Genomic DNA, 20,207 nt, shown 5'->3' with positions numbered 1-20,207 from the left:
GACTGCCGCACTTTAGCATTTATCGCCAGTCGCCGCTGTCCGTCCTGGCAACCAGCGCTGCAATATCCGCTGCAACTCGGTGCGGCGGAACGGTTTGCTCAGGTAATCATTCATCCCGGCGGCCATGCAACGCTCGCGGTCGCCCTGCAAGGCATTGGCGGTCAAGGCGATGATCGGTAGCTCGCCGCAGGCGGGCAACCGGCGGATACGTCGGGTGGCTTCATAACCATCCACCTGGGGCAGGCGGCAATCCATCAGTACGGCGGCAAACTGTTGGTGGGTGACCTGTTCAACCGCCTGTAGCCCGTCATGGGCGACGCTGACCTCCATCCCCAAGCTTCGTAACATGGCTTCGATGACGCTTTGATTGACCGGATTGTCCTCCACCAGCAGGATGCGCTTGCCCACCTCCAGCGGCGCACCGCCCCCCGAGGTGCCGGGCAGCGTTGCCGGCGCGGTGCTGGCCAAGGGCAGTGGCATTTCCAGGGTAAAGGTCGAGCCCAGCCCTTCGCGGCTTTCGCCGCGCAGCTTGCCGCCCATGCGCTCGGCCAAGGTGCGGGCGATCGACAGGCCCAGGCCGGTGCCGCCATAGCGCCGTGAAATCGAACTGTCGGCCTGCTGGAAGGCGACGAACATCATTTCCAGGCGTTCGCTGTCGATGCCGATGCCGGTGTCGCGCACGCTGCAGGTAAACCACAGCAGTTTCCGCTCCAGCAGCTGCCAGCGCGCCTCGACCTGAACCTGGCCGCGCTCGGTGAACTTCAGGGCGTTGCCGATCAGGTTGAGCAAGATCTGGCGGATACGCGTCGGGTCGCCTACCACCTTGGGTTGTGCGCCATCTGCTGGCAATTGCAGGTGCAGGTCCAGGCCGCGTTGCTGAGCGCTGTGCTGGAACGACTGCACGCTGCTGGCGATCAGCTCAGCCAGGTTGAAGTCGATGTGCTCCAGTTCCAACGTGGTGCGTTCGATCCGTGAGAAGTCGAGGATGTCATTGATCACCTTCAGCAAATGCCCCGTGGACTCGCTGGCCACCGCCGTGTAATCGGCCTGTTCGCTGGTCAGTTGGGTGGTTTCCAGCAGTTGCAGCATGCCCAGCACACCATTCATGGGGGTGCGCAGTTCATGGCTCATCATCGCCAGGAACTCCGACTTGGCGCCGTTGGCCTGCTCGGCTTCCTCGCGTGCCTGGATCAGCTGGGCGATGGCGCGTTTCTGTTCGGCACTGGCCTGCTCCAGGGCGTTGGCGAGGTTGTTGATGTGGCGCGCCAGGTGGCCGAGTTCGCTGTCGTCGACCACCGGCAGCGGCGCGTTGTATTCCCCCTGCTGGATGGCCTTGACCGCGTGGCCCATGTCACTGATCGGCTTGGCCAGGCTCATGGCCAGGCGGCGGGCCAGGAGGAAGGTGAACAGCAGGGCGAACAGCGCGAGGATGCCGGCCTTGATCACGATTTCCTGCTGGCGCTGGCTGAAGGCATCGTCTGACATGCCGACGATCACTCGGCCCAGGTAGTCGTCGCCGATGGCCGGAGCCGGTGCCTTGCCCTGTTGCAGGAAGTCGTTGTCCAGGCGGATCTGCTGCAGGCGGATCGGCGCCTGGAACACTTCCACCTGCTGCGCCCGGTTGTTGCTTTCGTCCTGCTGCTCGACGTACACCAGGATGTGGTTGCGGCTGTCCTGCACCTCAAGGAAGCGCACGTGCGGGATGCTCAGGGTTGCGCGCATCAGGCCTTCGAGCACTTCATTGTTACCGGAGATGACGCCGTACTCGGATGCCGGTGCCAGCTGGTTGGCAATCAGTTGCCCGGTGTGGTTCAGCTCCTGGCGCAAGTCCTGGATGCGCACGAAGGTGAAGAAGCTGATCAACAGCAAGGTCAGCAATAATGCCGGGCCCAGGCTGATGATCTGGGTGCGGGTGTGGATGTCCCAGCTCAGGCGTTTGCTCATGGGGTGGGTTCTCCTTCGGCCAGGGCCTTGGCAGTGGCGTTCGGATCGATCGGCTCAAGGCCCAGGGCGCGCGCCACCTGCTGGTTGCCACTGACGCCGTAGCGCGCAGGGTACAGGCTGCGCGGCCAGCGCGCCGGGGGTTGGTCGAGCAACTGGTCGAGCACCGCCAGCCAGTCCTCCTGGTCGCTGTAGGTGCTGGCCAGGGCGCCGGCGCGGACGAAGCCCGCGTTCGGGCCGATCAGCGCCATCTGCCGACCATAGCTGCTGAGCAGCAGGTTTTTCGCCGTCTTCGAGTTGTACAGCTCGGGGTCGTCGAGGCCGAGCAGCACGTCGCTGTTGGCCAGCAGATGTTGCAGAGGCCGGCTGTCACGTTGGTCCGGCCAGTCCTGTGCGACGATTTCCAGGCCCAGCGGGCGAGCCGCCTGGCGCAGTTCATCGAGCAGGAAATGGCTGTGCTCACCGTACAGCACGCCGATGCGCTGGGCTTGTGGCAACAGGTAGCGGGCCAGGCGCAGCTGCCGGGCAATGGGCGGGTCGCTCCACAGCAAGGTCAGGTACGCGGGGCGCGACTTTCCCAAGCGTTGTTCAGCCTGTACTCGGCTGATGCGCATGGCCAGGGCAGGTGGCCCGCTGCTTTCAGCCAAACGCCATTCCAGCGCGGCATTGTCGAGCAGCACCAGGCGCACATCCGCCTTGAGCTGGCCGGGGCGGTTCAGCTCGGCGACGCTGAGAAAGCGCACCTGGTCATGGCTGCGGCGGCTCTGCAGGGCTTCGACAAAGCTGCGTACGCCGGGCTGGTCTTCGCCGCTGACCAGCAGGATTTCGCTGGCGGACAGCGTACCCAGCGGCCACAGGCAGAACAGCAGCAGGCGCAGCAGCCGGGCCATCAGAACTCCAGCTCCGCACTGACGCTCAGGCGGTGGCGGCTGTCATAACGGTTCTGTTCCACCGTGGTGGGCTGGTCGTCCAGGCGTTGCTGCCACAGCGCGGCCAGCTCCAGGGTGCTGCCCTGGATGCGAAAACGCTTGGCCACGCGCAGGTCGACGCGCTCGTAGCGGTAGGTGTTGAGGGCATCGTCACCGTAATAGAACAGCGCACTCGACCAACCCTCGCCCCATTCGCGCATCCACCCGGCCGAGCCACTGTTGCGTGCGCTGAGACGGCGGTCGGCGGGGTTGCTGGCCCAGGCATCGACATAGGCATAGGTCAGGCGCAGGCGATCGCGTGGCGCCAGGCGCCAGTCGAACTGCGCCTCGCTGCCGGTGAAGCGGGCCTTGTTGGCGTTGCTGGCGATGTACTGGTTGTTCTTCAGGGGCTCGCTGATCATTCCGGTGATCTCGTCGTAGAACAGCTTCACATCCATGTTCAGGTCGATGTCGCTGAAGTAACCGTTGTAGCCCAGCTCGCGCGAGCGCATGCGTTCCTGCTCGAGGTCGCCCGGCCCGCGTGTCTTGACGAAGTATTCGGCATTGCGCTGGCCGAATGCCGTGGGGTTCAAGTTCTTGACCGTGTAGCTCCAGTTGACATTGTTCTCGAACATGTCCGGCGACCGTACCGCCTCGGAGTACACCGCACGCAGGCCGTGGCGCGGGGTGATCAGGTAGTTGACCGCCATGCGCGGCGTCAGCGAGCTGCCGGACAGGCGCGAATCCTCCAGCATCGCGCCGCCCTGGAGAATCCAGTGCTCGTCGGCGCGCCACTCCAGCTGGCCGAACAGGCGCCAGGTCTGGTCGTCGATGCTGCCGTTGAAGTAGGTCTGCGAATCGGCGCGGTCATAGCGGTAGTTCATGCCGCTGAGCAGGCGCAGGCTGTCGGTCAGGCTCAGGGTGTCCTGTACTTCCAGGTCATAGCGGGTCTCGCGGGTGCTCTGGTCGACATCGCCGCAGACCACATTCTTGCCGCCCTGGTTGTTCCACTGGTCCTTGATCGCATCGACCAGCGCCTGTTCTTCGGGATTGCTGCTGCTCGGTGGGTTGTTCGCCCCACGGGCGACCTTTTCGGCGAAGTCGGGGTTCATCTGCCACAGGCGGGTCAGCTCGGGGCTGAACGACAGCGCCGCGTCGCAGGCGCGCCAGACCTGCTGACGGTCGAAATGCTGGGCCGAACCCTGCACATACAGGCTGTGCTCGGGGTTGAAGTCGATGTTCCAGCGTACCGAGCCGGCATAGTCCTTGGCGTTGACGTCGGCATTGTCGCCAGCCTGGGTGACGTAGGGGAACACCGGCTGATAGGTATATGGCCGCTGGTTGCTGCCTTCCTTGGCCGCCAGTTGCCATTCCAGGGTCTGGTCCGGCGCCAGCACGTGGCTGACACTGAGGTTGAAGCGGTTCAGGCGGCGGCTGTCGCGGTAGTCCTGGCCGAACTGGTTTTCGTCGAAGCCATCGTCCTGCTGGCCGGACACCGACAGACGCAGGTCGCCACCGTCCCAGCCGAAGCCGTGGCTGAGGTAATAGTCGTTGATGCCGTCCTGGCCGCGGGTCAGTTTCATCCGCGTGCCGTGGCTGTCGGCCGGGTTGCGGGTAAGGATGTTGACCACAGCCATCAGCGCGTTGGCGCCGTAGCTGACGGTGTTGGGGCCGCGGAACACCTCGATGCGCTCGATGTCCTCGATAGCGACCGGGATGTCGCTCCAGTCCACCGTGGCCAGGCCGGCGCGGTACACCGAGCGGCCGTCGATCAGCACCTGCATGCGCCGTGCATCGTTGACGTTGCTGCCGTGGTAATTGACCGTCGGTTGGTTGCCGGCGCCGTAGCCGATCATCATCCCTGGGACCAGCCGCAGCAGTTCGGGGATATCGCGGGCGCCGCTGGCGCGGATCAGCTCGTTGTCGAGCACGGTCATGCTGCCCGGCACTGCCGCCGGGGATTGTTTCAGGCGCGTGGCGGTCAGAACCTGGGGCAGGTCCGAGTTGTCGATGAACAGGTCATCGGCCACAGCCGAGCCGCCGATCAAGGCAGTCAGCAACAGCAGGCGAGGGTACGGGGGCGGGCCAGGGAACACAGGACAGCCTTGTCTCAGGATTGAAACAGGCATGGTAACTGACCGGAAGGCTTTTGCCAGTGGGCATTCGAGTGCTCGCCTTCAAATGTCCAGCAACGTGGCCAAGACAGTGTCATCGGCGTTGTCAGTCTTGGCGCTTGGCAGGGGAGCCGTATAATGAGCGGGTCGCCACTTAACTTAATGGCTTTAACGGATTGAATATGACTGAACAGCAACCTGTTGCAGTTCTGGGAGGCGGCAGCTTCGGCACCGCCGTGGCGAACCTGCTGGCTGAAAATGGCGTGCCGGTGCGCCAGTGGATGCGCGACCCCGAGCAGGCCGAGGCGATGCGGGTCAACCGCGAAAACCCGCGCTACCTCAAGGGCATCCGTCTGCAGGACGGTGTCGAGCCGGTCAACGACTTGCTGGCCACCTTGCAAACCAGCGACCTGATCTTCGTTGCGCTGCCTTCGAGTGCGCTGCGCAGCGTACTGGCGCCCCATGCCGAGCTGCTGCGTGGCAAATACCTGGTAAGCCTGACCAAGGGCATCGAGGCGCAGAGCTTCAAGCTGATGAGCCAGATCCTCGAGGAAATCGCCCCTGAGGCCCGCATCGGCGTGCTCTCCGGCCCCAACCTGGCCCGCGAGATTGCCGAGCATGCGCTGACCGCCACCGTGGTTGCCAGCGAAGATGAACAACTGTGCCAACGGGTGCAGGCCGTGCTGCACGGGCGCACCTTCCGGGTCTACGCCAGCAGCGACCGCTTCGGTGTCGAACTGGGCGGCGCGCTGAAGAACGTCTACGCCATCATTGCCGGCATGGCCGTCGCTTTGGGTATGGGCGAGAACACCAAGAGCATGCTGATCACCCGTGCGCTGGCCGAGATGACCCGCTTTGCCGTCAGCCAGGGGGCCAACCCCATGACTTTCCTTGGCCTGGCCGGTGTCGGTGACCTGATCGTCACCTGCTCGTCGCCCAAGAGCCGCAACTACCAGGTCGGTCACGCCCTGGGCCAGGGCCTGAGCCTGGAGCAGGCAGTCAGTCGCCTGGGCGAGGTGGCCGAGGGGGTCAACACGCTCAAGGTGCTCAAGGCCAAGGCCCAGGAAGTGCAAGTCTACATGCCGCTGGTCGCCGGCCTGCATGCCATCCTGTTCGAAGGCCGCACGCTGAACCAGGTGATCGAGCACCTGATGCGCGCCGAGCCAAAGACCGACGTCGATTTCATTTCCATCAGTGGTTTCAATTAAGCGAAGGAGCAGCACATGAACGATACCCCCGAGCGCGCCCAGCGCGAGTCGATCATCCTGCGGGTGCTGTGGATGCTGGTGTTCCTGGTGGTCTGGCAACTGGCCGAACTGCTGCTCGGTGGCCTGGTGCTGGTGCAGCTGATCTACCGCCTGGTCTATGGCGCACCGAGCGCCAGCCTGATGAACTTCGGTGACAGCCTGAGCCAGTACCTGGCGCAGATCGGCCGCTTCGGTACCTTCCACACCGACCAGAAGCCTTGGCCATTTGCCGACTGGCCGGCAGCGCGCGCCCCCGAAGGCGAGGTACCCCACGCCGTGGCCCCGGCGCCACATCCGGTGCGCGACGAGGAGCCCAAGCTGTGAAGCTGTGGGTACTGCGCCACGGTGAAGCCGAACCGCGGGCCAATACTGATGCCGAGCGGCGCCTGACCGGCCATGGCCGCGAGCAGGTACTGCACAGTGCTGCCCGACTGCTTGGCCAGCCCTTGCAAGCGATCATTGCCAGCCCGTACGTGCGTGCGCAACAGACGGCCGCCCTGGTGCATGACACCCTGGGCTTCGCCGAGCCTGTGCGCACCGAGCCATGGCTGACGCCGGAGAGTGATGTACGGCAGGTGATAGGCGAGGTCGAGCGCCTGGGCCTGGAACATGTGTTGCTGGTCAGTCACCAGCCGCTGGTGGGGTTGCTGGTCGGCATGCTCCAACATGGTCATGTGCAGCAGCCAGCACCCATGAGCACCGCCAGCCTGGCGGAGCTCGACGGCGACTGGCCGCTGGCAGGGCTGATGACCTTACGCGTGCTTAATTCGCCTGAGTAAGCGAGAGCAACTGGCATTTTTGCCAGTTGCCAAGCCTTTGGATCCAACGGATGCTTGGCGCCAGGTTGATCAGCAGATGACAGGACAGGGAGTGTTGAATGAGCGGGTTGATGCACGAGCTGTTGCGCTCTTTGGATCTGCAGCCCACGATTGAAACCGTGCAGCGTGACAACCGTCTCGATTATGCCCAGTACACGCTGTTGCGCGAGGCCGCCGAGGCCAAGCTCTATCATCTGAGGGGCAAAGTCCGTAGCAAGATCGAGCAACGCCCTCAGGACAACCTGCTACTCGAACAGGACCTGCACGAACTGCAGCAGTCGTGTGCGCGCATGTCTCACCTGCTGCAAACCAGCTGCCTGGCCTTGCGCCGCCTGCAACTCGATTTCCAGGACCAGCGCCTGGCCCGTGAGGCGCTGGAGAGCCAGATCGCCTACATGCAAGCCTGCCTGCGCCGTTCGCTGGCCAGCTTCGACGAGTCGGCATGACCTGATTGCCCTTGGCGATGACATTTACAGACGTTGCCGAGAGTCATAGCGATGCCGACAATAGGCCATCATCCCCCGTCTGGACCCGGCGCCATGTCGCAGCAGATCTTCTTCGCCCATGCCAACGGTTTTCCCTCTGCCACCTACGGCAAGCTGTTCGCCGCCCTGGCGCCGGATTATCAGGTCAGTCACCTGGCCCAGCATGCCCACGACCCGCGCTTTCCGGTGGACGACAACTGGCAGAACCTGGTTGATGAGCTGCTTCACCACCTGGCGCAGCAGCAGGCGCCGGTCTGGGGTGTCGGCCATTCGCTGGGGGGCGTGCTGCACCTGCATGCCGCGTTGCGCCGCCCCGAGCTGTACCGCGGCGTGGTGATGCTCGACTCACCCGTACTGACCCGCGCTGACCAATGGCTGCTGCGCACCGCCAAGCGTTTTGGCTTCATCGACCGCATCACCCCGGCCGGCCGTACCCTCGGGCGTCGTGAAGCCTTCGCCGACCGTGACAGCGCCCGCGACTACTTCGCCAGCAAGTCGCTGTTCCGCCACTTCGACCCGGAGTGCCTGGAGGCCTACCTTGAACATGGCCTGCAAGTCGTCGAGGAGGGGCTGCGCCTACGCTTCGACCCGGCCACGGAAATCAGCATCTACCGCAACATTCCACACGCCAGCCCGGCGCCCGCGCGCCAGTTGCAGGTGCCCTTGGCGATGGTGCGTGGCGATCGCAGCAACGTCATCCGCCGCCACCATACCTTAGCGGTGCGCGGCATGCCGCGGGGTGAATACCACCGCGTGCCGGGCGGCCACATGTTCCCGCTGGAGCGCCCGACCGACACGGCCAGCCTGATCAAGGGGCTGTTCGACCGCTGGAGCCAGGCATGAGCGCGCAGGTCGAGGAGGTTCGGCTGAGCCTGGGCCACATCGAACTCGCCGCCCACCTGTTCGGCCCGGTGGATGGCCTGCCGGTGATCGCCCTGCACGGCTGGCTGGACAACGCCAACAGCTTCGCCCGCCTGGCGCCGCAGTTGAAGGGGCTGCGCATCGTCGCGCTGGACCTGGCCGGGCACGGTTATTCCGAACACCGCCCATTGGGCGCTGGCTATGCCCTGGCCGATTACGCCCATGATGTTTTGCGGGTTGCCGAACAGCTGGGCTGGCAGCGGTTTGCCCTGCTCGGGCATTCGTTGGGCGCGATCATTTCGGTGCAGTTGGCCGGTGCCTTGCCAGACCGGGTCAGCCATCTGGCCTTGATCGACGGTGTCATTGCGCCGACCGGTGTCGAGCAAGATGCCGGTGAGCGTCTGGGCATGGCCCTGCAGGCCCAGCTGCGCCTGGACGGCAAGCGCAAGTCCGTTTACGCCAGCCTGGAGGAGGGCGTGCAGGCGCGCATGAAAGGCATGGTCGCAGTCAGCCGGGAAGCCGCCGAGCTGTTGGCCCAGCGTGGCCTGATGCCGGTACCCGGCGGCTACAGCTGGCGTAGCGACAGCCGCCTGACCCTGCCATCGCCGGTGCGCCTGAGCCAGGCACAGGCCATGGCATACGTGCGACGGGTGAGCTGCCCGGCCAGCCTGGTGGTGGCCGCCGACGGCATGTTGGCGCGCCACACCGAGTTGCTGGAGCAGCTACCCTTTGAGCAGACGGTACTGCCCGGCGGGCATCACCTGCACCTGAACGACGAACAGGGTGCGGCCCTTGTCGCAGACTGTTTCAATCGCTTCTTTGGCTTTGCTTGACTTGCACCGGACAAGTGTCGAGGCTTGGCGGGTTGAACAGGGAGACAACCATGCAACTGCCAGACATCCTGGAGCTTCAACCCGGCGCGCGGCGCCGCATGGGTCGCCGATGAGCGCGCCCGTTTCGATCCGCACTGCCTTTGCCGCCTGCCTCGTGCTGGCCAGCCCCTTGCTGTGGGCCGGCGGCCTGCCGGTGCCGGTAGACGCCAAGGTGGTCGACCAGCGCCCAGCCGTGGAGCAGGAGCGCGTTTACCCCATGGGCCCGCTACGCAAGATCAGCGGCCGCCTGCGCGTCGAAGACAAGATCGAAAGCCGTGGCCAGGTCAGTTCGGTCACCTATGAGCTGCCGGTCGAGCGTAGCGCCCGCGAAGCCTTCACCAGCGCCCGCGAAACGCTGCAGGAGGAGGGGGGGTACCCACTGTTCTGGTGCCAGGGCCGCGATTGTGGCGAAGCCAGCCTGTGGGCCAACGATGTGTTCGCCAATGCCCGCTTGAATGGCGGCGACGAGCAGCAGGCATTCATCCTCTTGCGCCGCTCGGCCGAGGAGGCCGATACCCTGGTCGCGCTGTACAGCGTCACCCGTGGCAACCGTCGCGCCTACCTGCATGTGGAAGAATTCGTCGCCGGCAGCCCGCTGGGCGAAATTCTGCCCACCGCCGCCACGGTGCTGCGCGAAATGCGTGACACTGGCAAGCTCGACTACCCGGACCTGGCTGAGCCACGGGACAGCTGGGTGACCTTGCTGGCGCGCAGCCTGAACCTCGACAGCACCTTGCGCGCAAGCCTGAGTGGCGCCCAGGCCGGGGCCTGGCGCGAGCAGCTGATCAAGGCTGGCGTGCGTGACGGCCGGCTCGAAGTCGGCACGGCACCCACCGATGGCCTGCACCTGGAACTGATCCGTTGAGTGAGTGCCACCATGGCCAACAATGACCGCCTGCTGATCCAGATTCTGCTGCTGGCGTTGCTCGGTGCCGCCCTGTGGGTGATGGCGCCCTTCATTTCCGCGTTGTTGTGGGGGGCCATCCTGGCCTTCGCCAGCTGGCCGCTGATGCGCCTGCTGACGCGTGTGCTGGGAGGGCGTGAAACCCTGGCCGCCAGCCTGCTGACCACGGCCTGGATCCTGATAGTTGCCTTGCCGCTGGTGTGGCTGGGCTTCAACCTGGCCGACCACATCCGCGACGCCACCGCCTTCGTGCGTGACGTGCAGGTCGATGGCCTGCCCGACGCACCGGACTGGCTCGGCGGTATTCCTTTCGTTGGCGAGCGCCTGGTCAGCGGGTGGCAATCCCTCAACCAGCAGGGCGCGGCCTTGCTGGCATCGGTCAAGCCTTACCTGGGGCAGGTCGGCAACTGGTTGCTGGCGCGCAGTGCGCAGATCGGCAGCGGTGTGCTGGAGCTGACCCTGAGCCTGGTGTTCGTGTTCTTCTTCTACCGTGACGGGCCGCGCCTGTCGGCGTTCGTCCTGCGGCTGCTGAACCGGCTGGTAGGCGAGCGGGCCGATTACTACCTGGAACTGGTGGCCGGCACCGTGCAACGGGTGGTCAACGGCGTGATCGGCACGGCGGCAGCCCAGGGCCTGCTGGCGTTGATCGGCTTCCTGATCGCCGGGGTGCCGGGGGCGATCGTGCTGGGGCTGGTGACCTTCATGCTCAGCCTGATCCCGATGGGTCCACCGCTGGCGTGGATCCCGGCGACCGGCTGGCTGGTGTGGAAGGGCGAGTACGGCATGGCGGTGTTCCTGGGGATCTGGGGCACCTTTGTCATCAGCGGCGTGGACAATGTGCTCAAGCCCTACCTGATCAGCCGCGGCGGCAACCTGCCACTGGTGATCGTATTGCTGGGTGTGTTCGGCGGCTTGTTGGCATTCGGCTTCATTGGCCTGTTCATCGGGCCGACCCTGCTGGCCGTCGGCTACAGCCTGCTGCTGGACTGGAGCCGTAACGCGGGGCAACCCCAACAGTAGACCTCATCTTTACGCATTCTTTATTCCCATCCCACCCCCCCGATCTCGCCCCTTTACGCCTTTCCCTCGGACAATTCCCTCAAAGCGGTCAACGCCGCACCACGGGGGAGTTCCACTCATGTACATGCTCGACGGGTTGTCACTGCTGCTGGCAGTGGCCTTGGCGGTTTACCTGCTGGTGGCGCTGCTGCGCGCCGATCGCAGCTAGGGAGCGGCCATGCACAGTTACGATTACCTCTTGCTGTTGGCCTTCTTCGCCATCGTGCTGGTGCCGGCACCCTGGCTCGGACGCTTCTATTACAAGGTCATGGAGGGGCAGCGAACCTGGCTGACACCGATGCTTGGCCCAGTGGAGCAGGGCTGCTATCGCCTGGCCGGCGTGCGCGCCGACCAGGAGCAGAACTGGAAGCAGTACATGTTGGCCCTGCTGGCCTTCAACCTGGCGGGCTTTGTGTTGCTGTTTGCCGTGCTTCTGCTGCAAGGCTACCTGCCACTCAACCCGCAACACCTGCCCGGGCAGGAATGGTCGTTGGCCTTCAACACGGCGGTAAGCTTCGTCACCAACACCAACTGGCAGGCCTATAGCGGCGAAGCTTCGGTCAGCTACCTGAGCCAGATGCTCGGCCTGACCGTACAGAACTTCGTCAGCGCCGCCACCGGCCTGGCCGTGCTGGTTGCGCTGTGTCGTGGCATCGCCCGCCGCTCCACCACCAGCCTGGGCAACTTCTGGGTCGACATGACCCGCGCCACCCTCTACGGCCTGCTGCCGCTGTGCCTGCTGCTGGCGTTGCTGCTGGTGTGGCAGGGCGTACCGCAGACGTTCGCCGACTATGCCCACGCCGTGACCCTGCAAGGCGCTGACCAGACCATCCCGCTGGGCCCGGCCGCCAGCCAGATCGCCATCAAGCAGCTGGGCACCAACGGTGGCGGTTTCTTCGGCGTCAACTCAGCGCACCCGTTCGAAAATCCTACGGCCTGGAGCAACCTGTTCGAGTCGGCGTCGATCATCCTGATTCCGGTGGCCCTGGTGTTCACCTTTGGCCATTACGTCAAGGACCTGCGCCAGAGCCGCGCCATCATCGCCTGCATGCTTGGGCTGTTCCTGCTGGGTGGTGCCACGGCGCTGTGGTCGGAGTACCAGCCGAACCCGGCACTGCAAAGCGCCCAGGTGCAGCAGAGCGCACCCATGGAAGGCAAGGAGAGCCGCTTCGGTACCACCGGCTCGGTGCTGTGGACCGTGACCACCACGGCAGCCTCCAACGGCTCGGTCAACGCCATGCACGACAGCCTCAACCCGCTGACCGGCATGGTCGCGATGGTCAACATGATGGTCGGCGAGGTGATTTTTGGCGGCGTCGGTGCCGGGCTCTACGGCATGTTGCTGTTCGTGCTGATTGCCGTGTTCCTGGCCGGCCTGATGATCGGCCGCACGCCGGAGTACCTCGGCAAGAAGCTTCAGGCGCGGGAAGTGCAACTGCTGGTGGCCACCCTGCTGGTAATGCCGGTCGGCGTGCTGGTGCTTGGGGCCATTGCCGCCAGTCTGCCGGGGCCAGCCAGCGCGGTGAGCAACCCGGGTGCCCACGGCTTCAGCCAGCTGCTCTACGCCTATACCTCGGCCACGGCCAACAACGGCTCGGCGTTCGCCGGCTTCGGCGCCAACACCGTGTTCCACAACGTGATGATCGGCCTGGCCATGCTGATTGGCCGCTTTGGCTACATCCTGCCGATCCTGGCCCTGGCTGGCAGCCTGGCGGCGAAGAAGAGCGCGCCCCAGAGCAGCAACAGTTTCCCCACCCACGGCCCGCTCTTCGCCTGCCTGTTGCTGGTGACCATCTTGCTGGTCGGGGGCCTGACATTCCTGCCGACCCTGGCCCTCGGGCCGATCGCCGAACAACTGAGCCTGGGTTTCTGAGGAATCATCCATGAACATGCCCATTCCTGAAGTGAAAGCCTCACACAGCGCCAAGGACCAGACCCGCTTCGCCGCCCTGTGGCGCCCGGCGCTGGTACAGGCCTTCGTCAAGCTCGACCCGCGCCAGCTCAAACGGGCGCCGGTAATGCTGGTGGTCGCCCTCACGGCCATTCTCACCACTGCGCTGTGTTTCGCGCCTGGCAATGGCGTCAGCACCGGTGTCGCCGCGCAGATTGCCCTGTGGCTGTGGTTCACCGTGCTGTTCGCCAACTTCGCCGAAGCCCTCGCCGAAGGCCGTGGCAAGGCCCGTGCCGACAGCCTCAAGGCCGGTAGCCAGGGGCTGACGGCGCAGCGCCGCAAACGCGATGGCAGTTTCGAAAGCGTCGCGGCCACGGCACTGCGCAAGGACGATGTGGTGCGGGTGGTGGCTGGCGAGATGATCCCCGGTGACGGCGAGGTGCTCGAAGGCATCGCGGCAGTCAACGAGGCGGCCATCACCGGTGAATCCGCACCGGTCATCCGCGAGTCCGGGGGCGACCGCTCGGCCGTCACCGGCAACACCCGGCTGGTCTCCGACTGGTTGCTGATCCGCATCACCAGCAACCCCGGCGAGTCGACCCTGGACCGCATGATCGCCCTGGTCGAAGGCGCCAAGCGGCAAAAGACCCCCAACGAGATCGCCCTCGACATCCTGCTGATCGGCCTGACCCTGATCTTCCTGATCGTGGTGGTGACCCTGCAACCGTTCGCTCATTTCGCCGGCGGCAGCCTGCCGCTGATCTTCCTCGCTGCGCTGCTGGTGACGCTGATCCCCACCACCATCGGCGGCTTGCTCTCGGCCATCGGCATCGCCGGCATGGACCGCCTGGTGCGCCTGAACGTGATTGCCCGCTCGGGCCGCGCGGTGGAGGCGGCCGGCGACGTGCATACGCTGATGCTCGACAAGACCGGCACCATCACCTTCGGCAACCGCCGCTGCAGTGCCCTGCACGCGGCCCAGGGCGTGACCGCCAAGGAGCTGGGGGAGGGCGCCTTGCTCGCCTCACTGGCCGACGACACCGCCGAGGGCAAGTCGATCGTCGAATACCTGCGCCAGTTGCACGACTTCATCGAGCCGTCACCCGGGCAGTACCAGGCCATCGCCTTCAGCGCCGAGACGCGCCTGTCGGGCATCGACTTCCAGCAGCGCCGCTACCGCAAGGGTGCCGTCGATGCGGTGCTGGCCTTCGTCGGCATGCAGCGCCTGGACTTGCCCGCCGCGCTGGCCCGTGAAGTGGAGCGCATCGCCCAGAACGGAGGCACCCCGCTGCTGGTGTGCCTGGACAAACGCCTGCTCGGCGTGATCCACCTCAAGGACGTCGTAAAGCCCGGCATCCGCGAGCGTTTCGCCGAGTTGCGCAAGCTGGGTATCCGCACGGTGATGGTGACCGGTGACAACCCGCTGACCGCTGCCGCCATCGCGGCCGAAGCCGGGGTGGATGATGTGCTCGCCGAAGCCACGCCTGAGAAGAAGCTGGCCCGTATCCGCCAGGAGCAGAACGACGGCCGCCTGGTGGCGATGTGCGGCGACGGTGCCAACGACGCCCCGGCACTGGCCCAGGCAGACGTCGGCATGGCCATGAACGATGGCACCCAGGCGGCGCGCGAGGCGGCCAACATGGTCGACCTGGACAGCGACCCGACCAAGCTGCTGGACGTGGTGCAGGTGGGCAAGGAACTGCTGGTGACCCGCGGGGCGCTGACCACCTTTTCCATTGCCAACGACGTCGCCAAGTACTTCGCCATCCTGCCGGCGCTGTTCGCCGCCATCTACCCGCAGCTGGGCGTGCTCAACCTGATGCACCTGGCCAGCCCGCAGAGCGCGATCCTTTCGGCGATCGTGTTCAACGCGCTGATCATCATCGTGCTGATCCCGCTGGCCCTGCGCGGCGTGCGCGTGCAGGCCGCGAGCGCGGCGCACCTGCTGCGGCGCAATCTGCTGATCTACGGGCTGGGCGGCATCATCGTGCCGTTTGCCGGGATCAAGCTGATCGACCTGTTGCTCAATGCCCTGCACCTGGTCTGAGGAGGCCATCATGAACACATACGTACGCCCGGCGTTGAGCCTGATCCTGCTGATGACTGTGGTCACTGGCGCACTGTACCCGTTGGTGGTGACCGGGGTTGCCCAGCTGACGTTCCCCGAGCAGGCCAATGGCAGCCTGGTGCGTGATGAGCGCGGACAGGTGCGCGGTTCGGCCCTGATCGCCCAGGATTTCCAGGGGGATGGCTGGTTTCACTCGCGGCCCTCGGCGGGGGCATTCGCCACCGTGGCCAGCAGCGCGAGCAACCTGGCACCGAGCAACCCGGCGCTGGCCGAGCGGGTCAAGGGCGATGCTGCAACGCTGTACCAGGCGCAATTGGGGCCCGTGCCCCAGGCGCTGCTGACCACGTCGGGCAGCGGCCTGGACCCGCACCTGCCACCGCAAGCCGTGGCCTACCAGATTCCTCGGGTAGCGGCGGCGCGGCAGGTGCCGGTTGAGCGCTTGCAAGCCTTGCTGGAAGAGGCCACCCTCCACCCATTGATCGGGCCACCGGTGGTCAATGTGCTGGCGCTGAACCAGGCCCTCGAAGATCTCAGTCATTGAATTGGCCCCTGTAGGAGCGGGCTTGCCCCGCGAAGCAGGCGACGCGGTGGGTGGCACGGGCTGCGCCCGTGTTCGCGGGGCAAGCCCGCTCCTACAGATCGTGCGCTTTTCCGGGGTTTTGGGATTGGCAGGAAAAAAGCAAAGGATGAAACATGAGTGACTCCACCCGCGCAGACGCGCTATTGGCCACCCTCCCACGCAGCGGTCGCGGTCGGCTCAAGGTCTTCCTCGGCGCCGCCCCTGGCGTGGGCAAGACCTTCGCCATGCTCCAGGCCGCTCACGCCCAGCAACGCCAGGGCGTACAGGTGCTGGCCGGGGTGGTCGAAACCCATGGCCGCAGTGAGACCGAAGCGCTGCTTGGCGGCCTGCTCCAGCAGCCCCTGCTGCGCAGTGAATACCGTGGCGTCACCCTCGAGGAAATGGACCTCGACGGCCTGCTCAAGGCGGCCCCGACCTTGACCCTGGTCGACGAACTGGCCCACACCAATGCCCCCGGCAGCCGCCACGCCAAACGCTGGCAGGACGTGCAGGAGCTGCTCGCCGCTGGCATCGACGTGTACACCACGGTCAACGTCCAGCACCTGGAAAGCCTCAATGACAAGGTCCGCGGCATTACCGGCGTGCAGGTGCGCGAAACGCTGCCAGACTGGGTGCTGCAGGAAGCCTTCGAGCTAGTGCTGATCGACCTGCCGCCACGTGAGCTGCTCGAACGCCTGCGCGAAGGCAAGGTGTACGTGCCCGAGCAGGCGCGGGCTGCCATCGATGCGTACTTCTCGCAAACCAACCTCACCGCGCTGCGCGAACTGGCCATGCAGACGGCCGCCGCCCAGGTCGATGCCGACCTGGCCCAGGGCTACCGGCTACGCGGCGAAGCGGCACCCGCCCTGCGTGGGCGCCTGCTGGTGGGCGTGGACGGCGATGAGCAGGCCGAACGCCTGGTGCGCCACGCCAGCCGCGTTGCCCAGTGCCGCCACCTGCCGTGGAGCCTGGTGCACGTCGACAACGGCCGGCTGCGTGATGAAGCCGCCCGCCAGCGCCTGCAGGCGGCCCAACAATTGGCCGAACGCCTGGGGGGCGAGGTGGTGGTGCTGCGTGCTGGCGAGGTAGCGCGGACCTTGATCCAGCACGCCAGCGAGCGCCGTGCCAGCCTGGTGCTGGTCGGGCAATCCCGTGATCGGCTGCGCCGCCGCCTGTTCGGTGCCGGCGTCGCCACCCGCCTGTTGCGCGAAAGCCATGGCCTGGAGATCAACGTGCTCGACCGCGACAGCCAGGCCCGCCCGGCGCGTGCGGCGGTCAGCCGGGTGTGGGTCTGGCGCCATTACCTGATGGCGCTGCTGGCCACTGCGCTGGCAGCGGGCCTGGCCTGGGGCGTGTCGAGCGTGCTGGCGCTGCCCAACATTTCGTTGGTGTTCCTAGCTGCCGTGCTGCTGGTGGCCGTGCGCAGCAGTCTGGGCCCGGCGCTGGCCTGCGCGGCACTGTCGTTCCTGACCTACGACTTCCTGTTCATCCCGCCGAATTTCTCGTTCAGCATCCAGCGCGAGGAAGACGTGCTGACGCTGGTATTCTTCCTGCTGATGGCGGCCCTCACCGGCAACCTTGCGGCCCGCCAGCGCCGCCAGCTGCAGGCCCTGCGGGAAACCCAGGCACAGACCAACCAGTTGCTGGACCTGTCGCGCCGGCTGACCGTGGCCACCGACCGCCAGGCGGTGTTCAACGCTGCCGGTCGCCACCTCAATGGCTGGAAAGACGTGCAAGTGTGCCTGCTGGAGCGCAACCGCGAAGGCCTGCTGGAGCTGGCGAGCGGCGAAGCCCAGGCCTTGAGCGACAACGAGCGCGCCGCCGCCGAGTGGGCCTGGCAGCATGGCCAGGCCGCCGGCCACGGCAGCGATACCTTGCCCAATGGCCGCTGGTGGTGGTGGCCGCTGGCGGTTGACGACCAGCCCTTGGCCCTGCTCGGCGTGCGCCCGCGTTCCGGCGAGCCGCTGAGCGCCCAGCGCCGGCGCCTGCTCATGGCCCTCGGTCAACCCTTGGCCCAGGCCCTGGCCCGTGCCCGGCTGGCCGAGCAACTCGAAGCCGCCCGTCTGCACGGCGAAACCGAGCAATTGCGCAGCGCCTTGCTCGCCTCGGTATCCCACGACCTGCGCACCCCGTTGACGGCCATGCGCGGCAGCATCGACAGCCTGCTGGCGCTGGGCGAGGCCATCCCCGTCGAAGACCGCCGCGAGCTGCTCGAGGGCACGCGCAACGAAGCCGAACGCCTGGACCGTTACATCCAGAACCTGCTCGACATGACCCGCCTCGGTCACGGTGGGCTCAAGCTTGCCCGTGACTGGGTGGCCCCCGCCGATATCGTCGGCAGCGCCCTTAACCGCCTGCGCGCGGTACTGGCGCCATTGCGCGTGCACACCGAAGTGCCCGCCGAGCTGCCGCTGCTGTTCGTGCATGCCGCATTGATCGAACAGGCGCTGATCAACGTGCTGGAAAACGCCGCACGCTTCTCGCCCGCGCAGGGCCGCCTGGAGCTTCAGGTAGCGGTGCATGACGAGCAGCTGCACGTCGCCGTCAGCGATCAGGGCCCCGGTATCCCGGTGGCTGAACGCGAGAAGATCTTCGACATGTTCTACACCGCAGCCCGTGGCGATCGTGGCGGGCAAGGGACCGGCCTTGGCCTGGCGATTTGCCAGGGCATGATCGGTGCCCACGGCGGGCAGATACTGGTCGGTGAAGGCATCGATGGCCACGGCACTTGCATCACTCTATGCTTGCCGCTGCCCCAGCAACCTGAAGCCGAAAGCGAAACCCCATGAGCCAGTCCGCCACCCTGTTGGTCATCGACGATGAACCGCAGATCCGCAAGTTCCTGCGCATCAGCCTCAGCTCCCAAGGCTACAAGGTGATCGAAGCCGCTACGGGCGGCGAAGGCCTGGCTCAGGCCGCGCTGGCCAAGCCCGACCTGGTGGTGCTCGACCTCGGCCTACCCGACATGGATGGCCAGCAGGTGCTGCGTGAGCTGCGCGAATGGAGCGCGGTGCCGGTGCTGGTGCTGTCGGTGCGGGCCAGCGAGGTGCAGAAAGTCGACGCGCTCGATGGTGGCGCCAATGACTACGTGACCAAGCCCTTCGGTATCCAGGAATTCCTGGCCCGAGTACGCGCGCTGCTGCGCCAGGTGCCGCAGTCGGGCGGCAGCGAAGTGACGGCCAGTTTCGGGTCGCTGGTGGTGGATTTTGCCTTCCGCAAAGTGACCCTGGAGGGTGTGGAGATCGCGCTGACGCGCAAGGAGTACGCACTGCTGGCGCAACTGGCCGGCCACCCGGGCCGGGTAATTACCCAGCAGCAACTGCTCAAGGACATCTGGGGGCCGACCCATGTCGACGACACCCACTACCTGCGGATCGTGGTGGGGCATTTGCGGCAGAAGCTTGGCGATGACCCGACGGCGCCGCGGTTCATCATTACCGAGGCGGGGGTGGGGTATCGGCTGGTGTCGCCTCAGCCCTGATCTGCGGCCGGGCAGTTCACCCTGTGGGAGCGTGCATTTCAGGCCCTGGGTGGTTCTTTGTCGAACAGCTGGCGCATGACCTCCAGATAGCGCCTGGCGCCCAAGCCCAACGGCCGTGGCTTCAACCAGATGATGTCCACCCACAAGCGCAACCGACTGGCCATGTTGTCAAAGCGCACTTCGGCCAGCGCACCCGAGGCAATCAACGGCTCAACCAGCGGCTGCGGCAAGTAGGCCCAGCCTAGGCCGGACTGCACCAGATCGAGCGTCGCCAGGTAGCTGTCGGTCAACCATATCCGCCGCGACAGCACCATGCGCGGGTCCGAACCGGTGGCCTTGCCCGAGGCCACGATGATCTGCCGCTGCTCGGCAAACGCCTCCTCAGGCAGCGGCGTACCGCTATTGTTGCCGGCCGGATGACGCGGTGAAGCAACGGCCACCAGCAGCTGACTGCCCGCTTCGAGAAAGGACTCGCGCTCATCGATCCCAGGCCGTTCGAACACCAGTGCCAATTGCACGCTGCCTTCATGCAGCAAGCGCACCGCTTCGGTCTGGGTCGCCGAGCGCACTTCGATCTCCAGGCTGGGAAATTCCTTTGCCAGGGTTTCCAGCGGCTGGCTCCAGCGCCCGGTCTGCAGCTCCGGGGCCATGGCGATGGTCAGGCGCTTTTCCAGCCCTTGGTGCAGTTGCAGGGCCTGGGCGTCGAGCAGGTTGAGCTGGCAGATCACTTGCCTGGCTTGTGGCTCCAGTGCCAGCGCAGCACTGGTCGGCAGGGCTTTGCGTGTAGCCCGGTCGAACAGGGCCAGGTCCAGCTCGGCTTCCAGCTGCGCGATGGCCATGCTCACGGCCGACGGCACTCGCCCCAGTTTGCGCGCGGCGGCAGAGAACGAGCCCGCTTCCAGCACCGCGAGGAAAATTGCCAGGGAGTCGCTGCTGAAGGCCATGGTTGTTGAACCTGCTGTTGGGGTTGCCTTGAGATTTTCAGCGTCTATGAGATCG

The 20,207-nt window shown here is 65.8% G+C and carries 18 protein-coding genes; 14 read left to right on the top strand and 4 right to left on the bottom strand.

Going from position 1 to position 20,207, the window contains the following annotated elements; all coding sequences use genetic code 11:
• Nucleotides 1-12 precede the first annotated feature (12 nt).
• From APH28_RS22905 to APH28_RS22895, 3 genes are read right to left on the bottom strand one after another with little or no spacing between them, the layout of a single operon-like run.
• On the bottom strand, nucleotides 13-1,944 hold the full coding sequence (locus APH28_RS22905; RefSeq protein WP_060512798.1) for a response regulator: 1,932 nt from the start codon (nucleotides 1,942-1,944) through the stop codon (nucleotides 13-15).
• The gene (locus APH28_RS22900; protein ID WP_060512797.1) at nucleotides 1,941-2,831 is read right to left on the bottom strand and encodes a hypothetical protein; all 891 of its coding nucleotides are present in this window, start codon (nucleotides 2,829-2,831) and stop codon (nucleotides 1,941-1,943) included. Before APH28_RS22900 ends, APH28_RS22905 begins: the two co-directional genes overlap by 4 nt.
• Nucleotides 2,831-4,978 (bottom strand): TonB-dependent siderophore receptor, encoded by a 2,148-nt coding sequence (locus APH28_RS22895; protein WP_177334289.1) that lies wholly within the window; start codon nucleotides 4,976-4,978, stop codon nucleotides 2,831-2,833. The genes APH28_RS22900 and APH28_RS22895 overlap by 1 nt, the downstream gene beginning before the upstream one ends.
• Before the next feature lie 167 nt (nucleotides 4,979-5,145).
• Between APH28_RS22895 and APH28_RS22890 the strand changes: the two genes are divergently transcribed.
• The 14 genes from APH28_RS22890 to APH28_RS22825 all read left to right on the top strand — a co-directional run bounded on the left by APH28_RS22890 (nucleotide 5,146) and on the right by APH28_RS22825 (nucleotide 19,208).
• Nucleotides 5,146-6,171: an NAD(P)H-dependent glycerol-3-phosphate dehydrogenase gene (locus APH28_RS22890; protein WP_060512795.1), complete on the top strand. Its 1,026-nt coding sequence runs from the start codon at nucleotides 5,146-5,148 to the stop codon at nucleotides 6,169-6,171.
• A 15-nt stretch (nucleotides 6,172-6,186) separates the two neighbouring features.
• Nucleotides 6,187-6,534 (top strand): DUF4389 domain-containing protein, encoded by a 348-nt coding sequence (locus tag APH28_RS22885; protein WP_060512794.1) that lies wholly within the window; start codon nucleotides 6,187-6,189, stop codon nucleotides 6,532-6,534.
• Nucleotides 6,531-6,989, top strand: a complete 459-nt coding sequence (gene sixA / locus APH28_RS22880) for a phosphohistidine phosphatase SixA (RefSeq protein ID WP_060512793.1) — start codon at nucleotides 6,531-6,533, stop codon at nucleotides 6,987-6,989. The genes APH28_RS22885 and sixA overlap by 4 nt, the downstream gene beginning before the upstream one ends.
• Nucleotides 6,990-7,087: 98 nt before the next feature.
• Nucleotides 7,088-7,474, top strand: coding sequence for a hypothetical protein (locus APH28_RS22875; RefSeq protein WP_371263107.1), 387 nt, complete (start codon nucleotides 7,088-7,090; stop codon nucleotides 7,472-7,474).
• Nucleotides 7,475-7,567: 93 nt separating this feature from the next.
• The gene (locus tag APH28_RS22870) at nucleotides 7,568-8,356 is read left to right on the top strand and encodes an alpha/beta fold hydrolase (protein WP_060512791.1); all 789 of its coding nucleotides are present in this window, start codon (nucleotides 7,568-7,570) and stop codon (nucleotides 8,354-8,356) included.
• Nucleotides 8,353-9,207, top strand: a complete 855-nt coding sequence (locus APH28_RS22865) for an alpha/beta hydrolase (protein WP_060512790.1) — start codon at nucleotides 8,353-8,355, stop codon at nucleotides 9,205-9,207. Before APH28_RS22870 ends, APH28_RS22865 begins: the two co-directional genes overlap by 4 nt.
• Before the next feature lie 109 nt (nucleotides 9,208-9,316).
• Nucleotides 9,317-10,111: a DUF4892 domain-containing protein gene (locus APH28_RS22860; RefSeq protein WP_060512789.1), complete on the top strand. Its 795-nt coding sequence runs from the start codon at nucleotides 9,317-9,319 to the stop codon at nucleotides 10,109-10,111.
• A gap of 12 nt (nucleotides 10,112-10,123) precedes the next feature.
• Nucleotides 10,124-11,170 (top strand): AI-2E family transporter, encoded by a 1,047-nt coding sequence (locus tag APH28_RS22855; protein ID WP_060512823.1) that lies wholly within the window; start codon nucleotides 10,124-10,126, stop codon nucleotides 11,168-11,170.
• A 118-nt stretch (nucleotides 11,171-11,288) separates the two neighbouring features.
• A complete protein-coding gene (gene kdpF / locus APH28_RS22850; RefSeq protein WP_033696222.1) occupies nucleotides 11,289-11,378 on the top strand; it encodes a K(+)-transporting ATPase subunit F in 90 nt (29 codons plus the stop codon).
• 9 nt (nucleotides 11,379-11,387) lie between these two features.
• Nucleotides 11,388-13,082, top strand: a complete 1,695-nt coding sequence (gene kdpA, locus APH28_RS22845; RefSeq protein ID WP_060512788.1) for a potassium-transporting ATPase subunit KdpA — start codon at nucleotides 11,388-11,390, stop codon at nucleotides 13,080-13,082.
• A 10-nt stretch (nucleotides 13,083-13,092) separates the two neighbouring features.
• A complete protein-coding gene (gene kdpB, locus APH28_RS22840) occupies nucleotides 13,093-15,147 on the top strand; it encodes a potassium-transporting ATPase subunit KdpB (protein WP_060512787.1) in 2,055 nt (684 codons plus the stop codon).
• Between the two features lie 10 nt (nucleotides 15,148-15,157).
• Nucleotides 15,158-15,709 carry a potassium-transporting ATPase subunit KdpC gene (gene kdpC / locus APH28_RS22835; RefSeq protein WP_060512786.1) on the top strand — a complete coding sequence of 184 codons (552 nt, stop codon included), beginning with the start codon at nucleotides 15,158-15,160 and terminating at the stop codon, nucleotides 15,707-15,709.
• A gap of 152 nt (nucleotides 15,710-15,861) precedes the next feature.
• A complete protein-coding gene (locus APH28_RS22830; protein WP_060512785.1) occupies nucleotides 15,862-18,516 on the top strand; it encodes a sensor histidine kinase KdpD in 2,655 nt (884 codons plus the stop codon).
• Nucleotides 18,513-19,208 (top strand): response regulator, encoded by a 696-nt coding sequence (locus APH28_RS22825; protein WP_060512784.1) that lies wholly within the window; start codon nucleotides 18,513-18,515, stop codon nucleotides 19,206-19,208. The genes APH28_RS22830 and APH28_RS22825 overlap by 4 nt, the downstream gene beginning before the upstream one ends.
• A gap of 38 nt (nucleotides 19,209-19,246) precedes the next feature.
• Here APH28_RS22825 and APH28_RS22820 read toward each other — a convergent pair whose 3' ends face one another.
• Nucleotides 19,247-20,152 (bottom strand): LysR family transcriptional regulator, encoded by a 906-nt coding sequence (locus tag APH28_RS22820; protein WP_060512783.1) that lies wholly within the window; start codon nucleotides 20,150-20,152, stop codon nucleotides 19,247-19,249.
• Between the last annotated feature and the right edge of the window lie 55 nt (nucleotides 20,153-20,207).

The organism is Pseudomonas sp. NBRC 111124 (assembly GCF_001320245.1).
In the GTDB taxonomy this organism is placed as follows: Bacteria; Pseudomonadota; Gammaproteobacteria; order Pseudomonadales; family Pseudomonadaceae; genus Aquipseudomonas.
This window is presented reverse-complemented; position numbering and strand designations above follow the sequence as displayed.

Excerpts from the sequence above, each read along its gene's own strand:
- APH28_RS22875 (WP_371263107.1), top strand. The coding sequence starts at position 7,088 with ATGAGCGGGTTGATGCACGAGCTGTTGCGCTCTTTGGATCTGCAGCCC.
- APH28_RS22855 (WP_060512823.1), top strand. The coding sequence starts at position 10,124 with ATGGCCAACAATGACCGCCTGCTGATCCAGATTCTGCTGCTGGCGTTG.
- APH28_RS22870 (WP_060512791.1), top strand. The coding sequence starts at position 7,568 with ATGTCGCAGCAGATCTTCTTCGCCCATGCCAACGGTTTTCCCTCTGCC.
- APH28_RS22900 (WP_060512797.1), bottom strand. The coding sequence starts at position 2,831 with ATGGCCCGGCTGCTGCGCCTGCTGCTGTTCTGCCTGTGGCCGCTGGGT.
- APH28_RS22895 (WP_177334289.1), bottom strand. The coding sequence starts at position 4,978 with ATGCCTGTTTCAATCCTGAGACAAGGCTGTCCTGTGTTCCCTGGCCCG.
- kdpA (WP_060512788.1), top strand. The coding sequence starts at position 11,388 with ATGCACAGTTACGATTACCTCTTGCTGTTGGCCTTCTTCGCCATCGTG.
- kdpB (WP_060512787.1), top strand. The coding sequence starts at position 13,093 with ATGAACATGCCCATTCCTGAAGTGAAAGCCTCACACAGCGCCAAGGAC.
- APH28_RS22890 (WP_060512795.1), top strand. The coding sequence starts at position 5,146 with ATGACTGAACAGCAACCTGTTGCAGTTCTGGGAGGCGGCAGCTTCGGC.
- APH28_RS22860 (WP_060512789.1), top strand. The coding sequence starts at position 9,317 with ATGAGCGCGCCCGTTTCGATCCGCACTGCCTTTGCCGCCTGCCTCGTG.
- APH28_RS22865 (WP_060512790.1), top strand. The coding sequence starts at position 8,353 with ATGAGCGCGCAGGTCGAGGAGGTTCGGCTGAGCCTGGGCCACATCGAA.
- kdpC (WP_060512786.1), top strand. The coding sequence starts at position 15,158 with ATGAACACATACGTACGCCCGGCGTTGAGCCTGATCCTGCTGATGACT.
- APH28_RS22905 (WP_060512798.1), bottom strand. The coding sequence starts at position 1,944 with ATGAGCAAACGCCTGAGCTGGGACATCCACACCCGCACCCAGATCATC.
- APH28_RS22825 (WP_060512784.1), top strand. The coding sequence starts at position 18,513 with ATGAGCCAGTCCGCCACCCTGTTGGTCATCGACGATGAACCGCAGATC.
- kdpF (WP_033696222.1), top strand. The coding sequence starts at position 11,289 with ATGTACATGCTCGACGGGTTGTCACTGCTGCTGGCAGTGGCCTTGGCG.
- APH28_RS22885 (WP_060512794.1), top strand. The coding sequence starts at position 6,187 with ATGAACGATACCCCCGAGCGCGCCCAGCGCGAGTCGATCATCCTGCGG.
- APH28_RS22830 (WP_060512785.1), top strand. The coding sequence starts at position 15,862 with ATGAGTGACTCCACCCGCGCAGACGCGCTATTGGCCACCCTCCCACGC.
- APH28_RS22820 (WP_060512783.1), bottom strand. The coding sequence starts at position 20,152 with ATGGCCTTCAGCAGCGACTCCCTGGCAATTTTCCTCGCGGTGCTGGAA.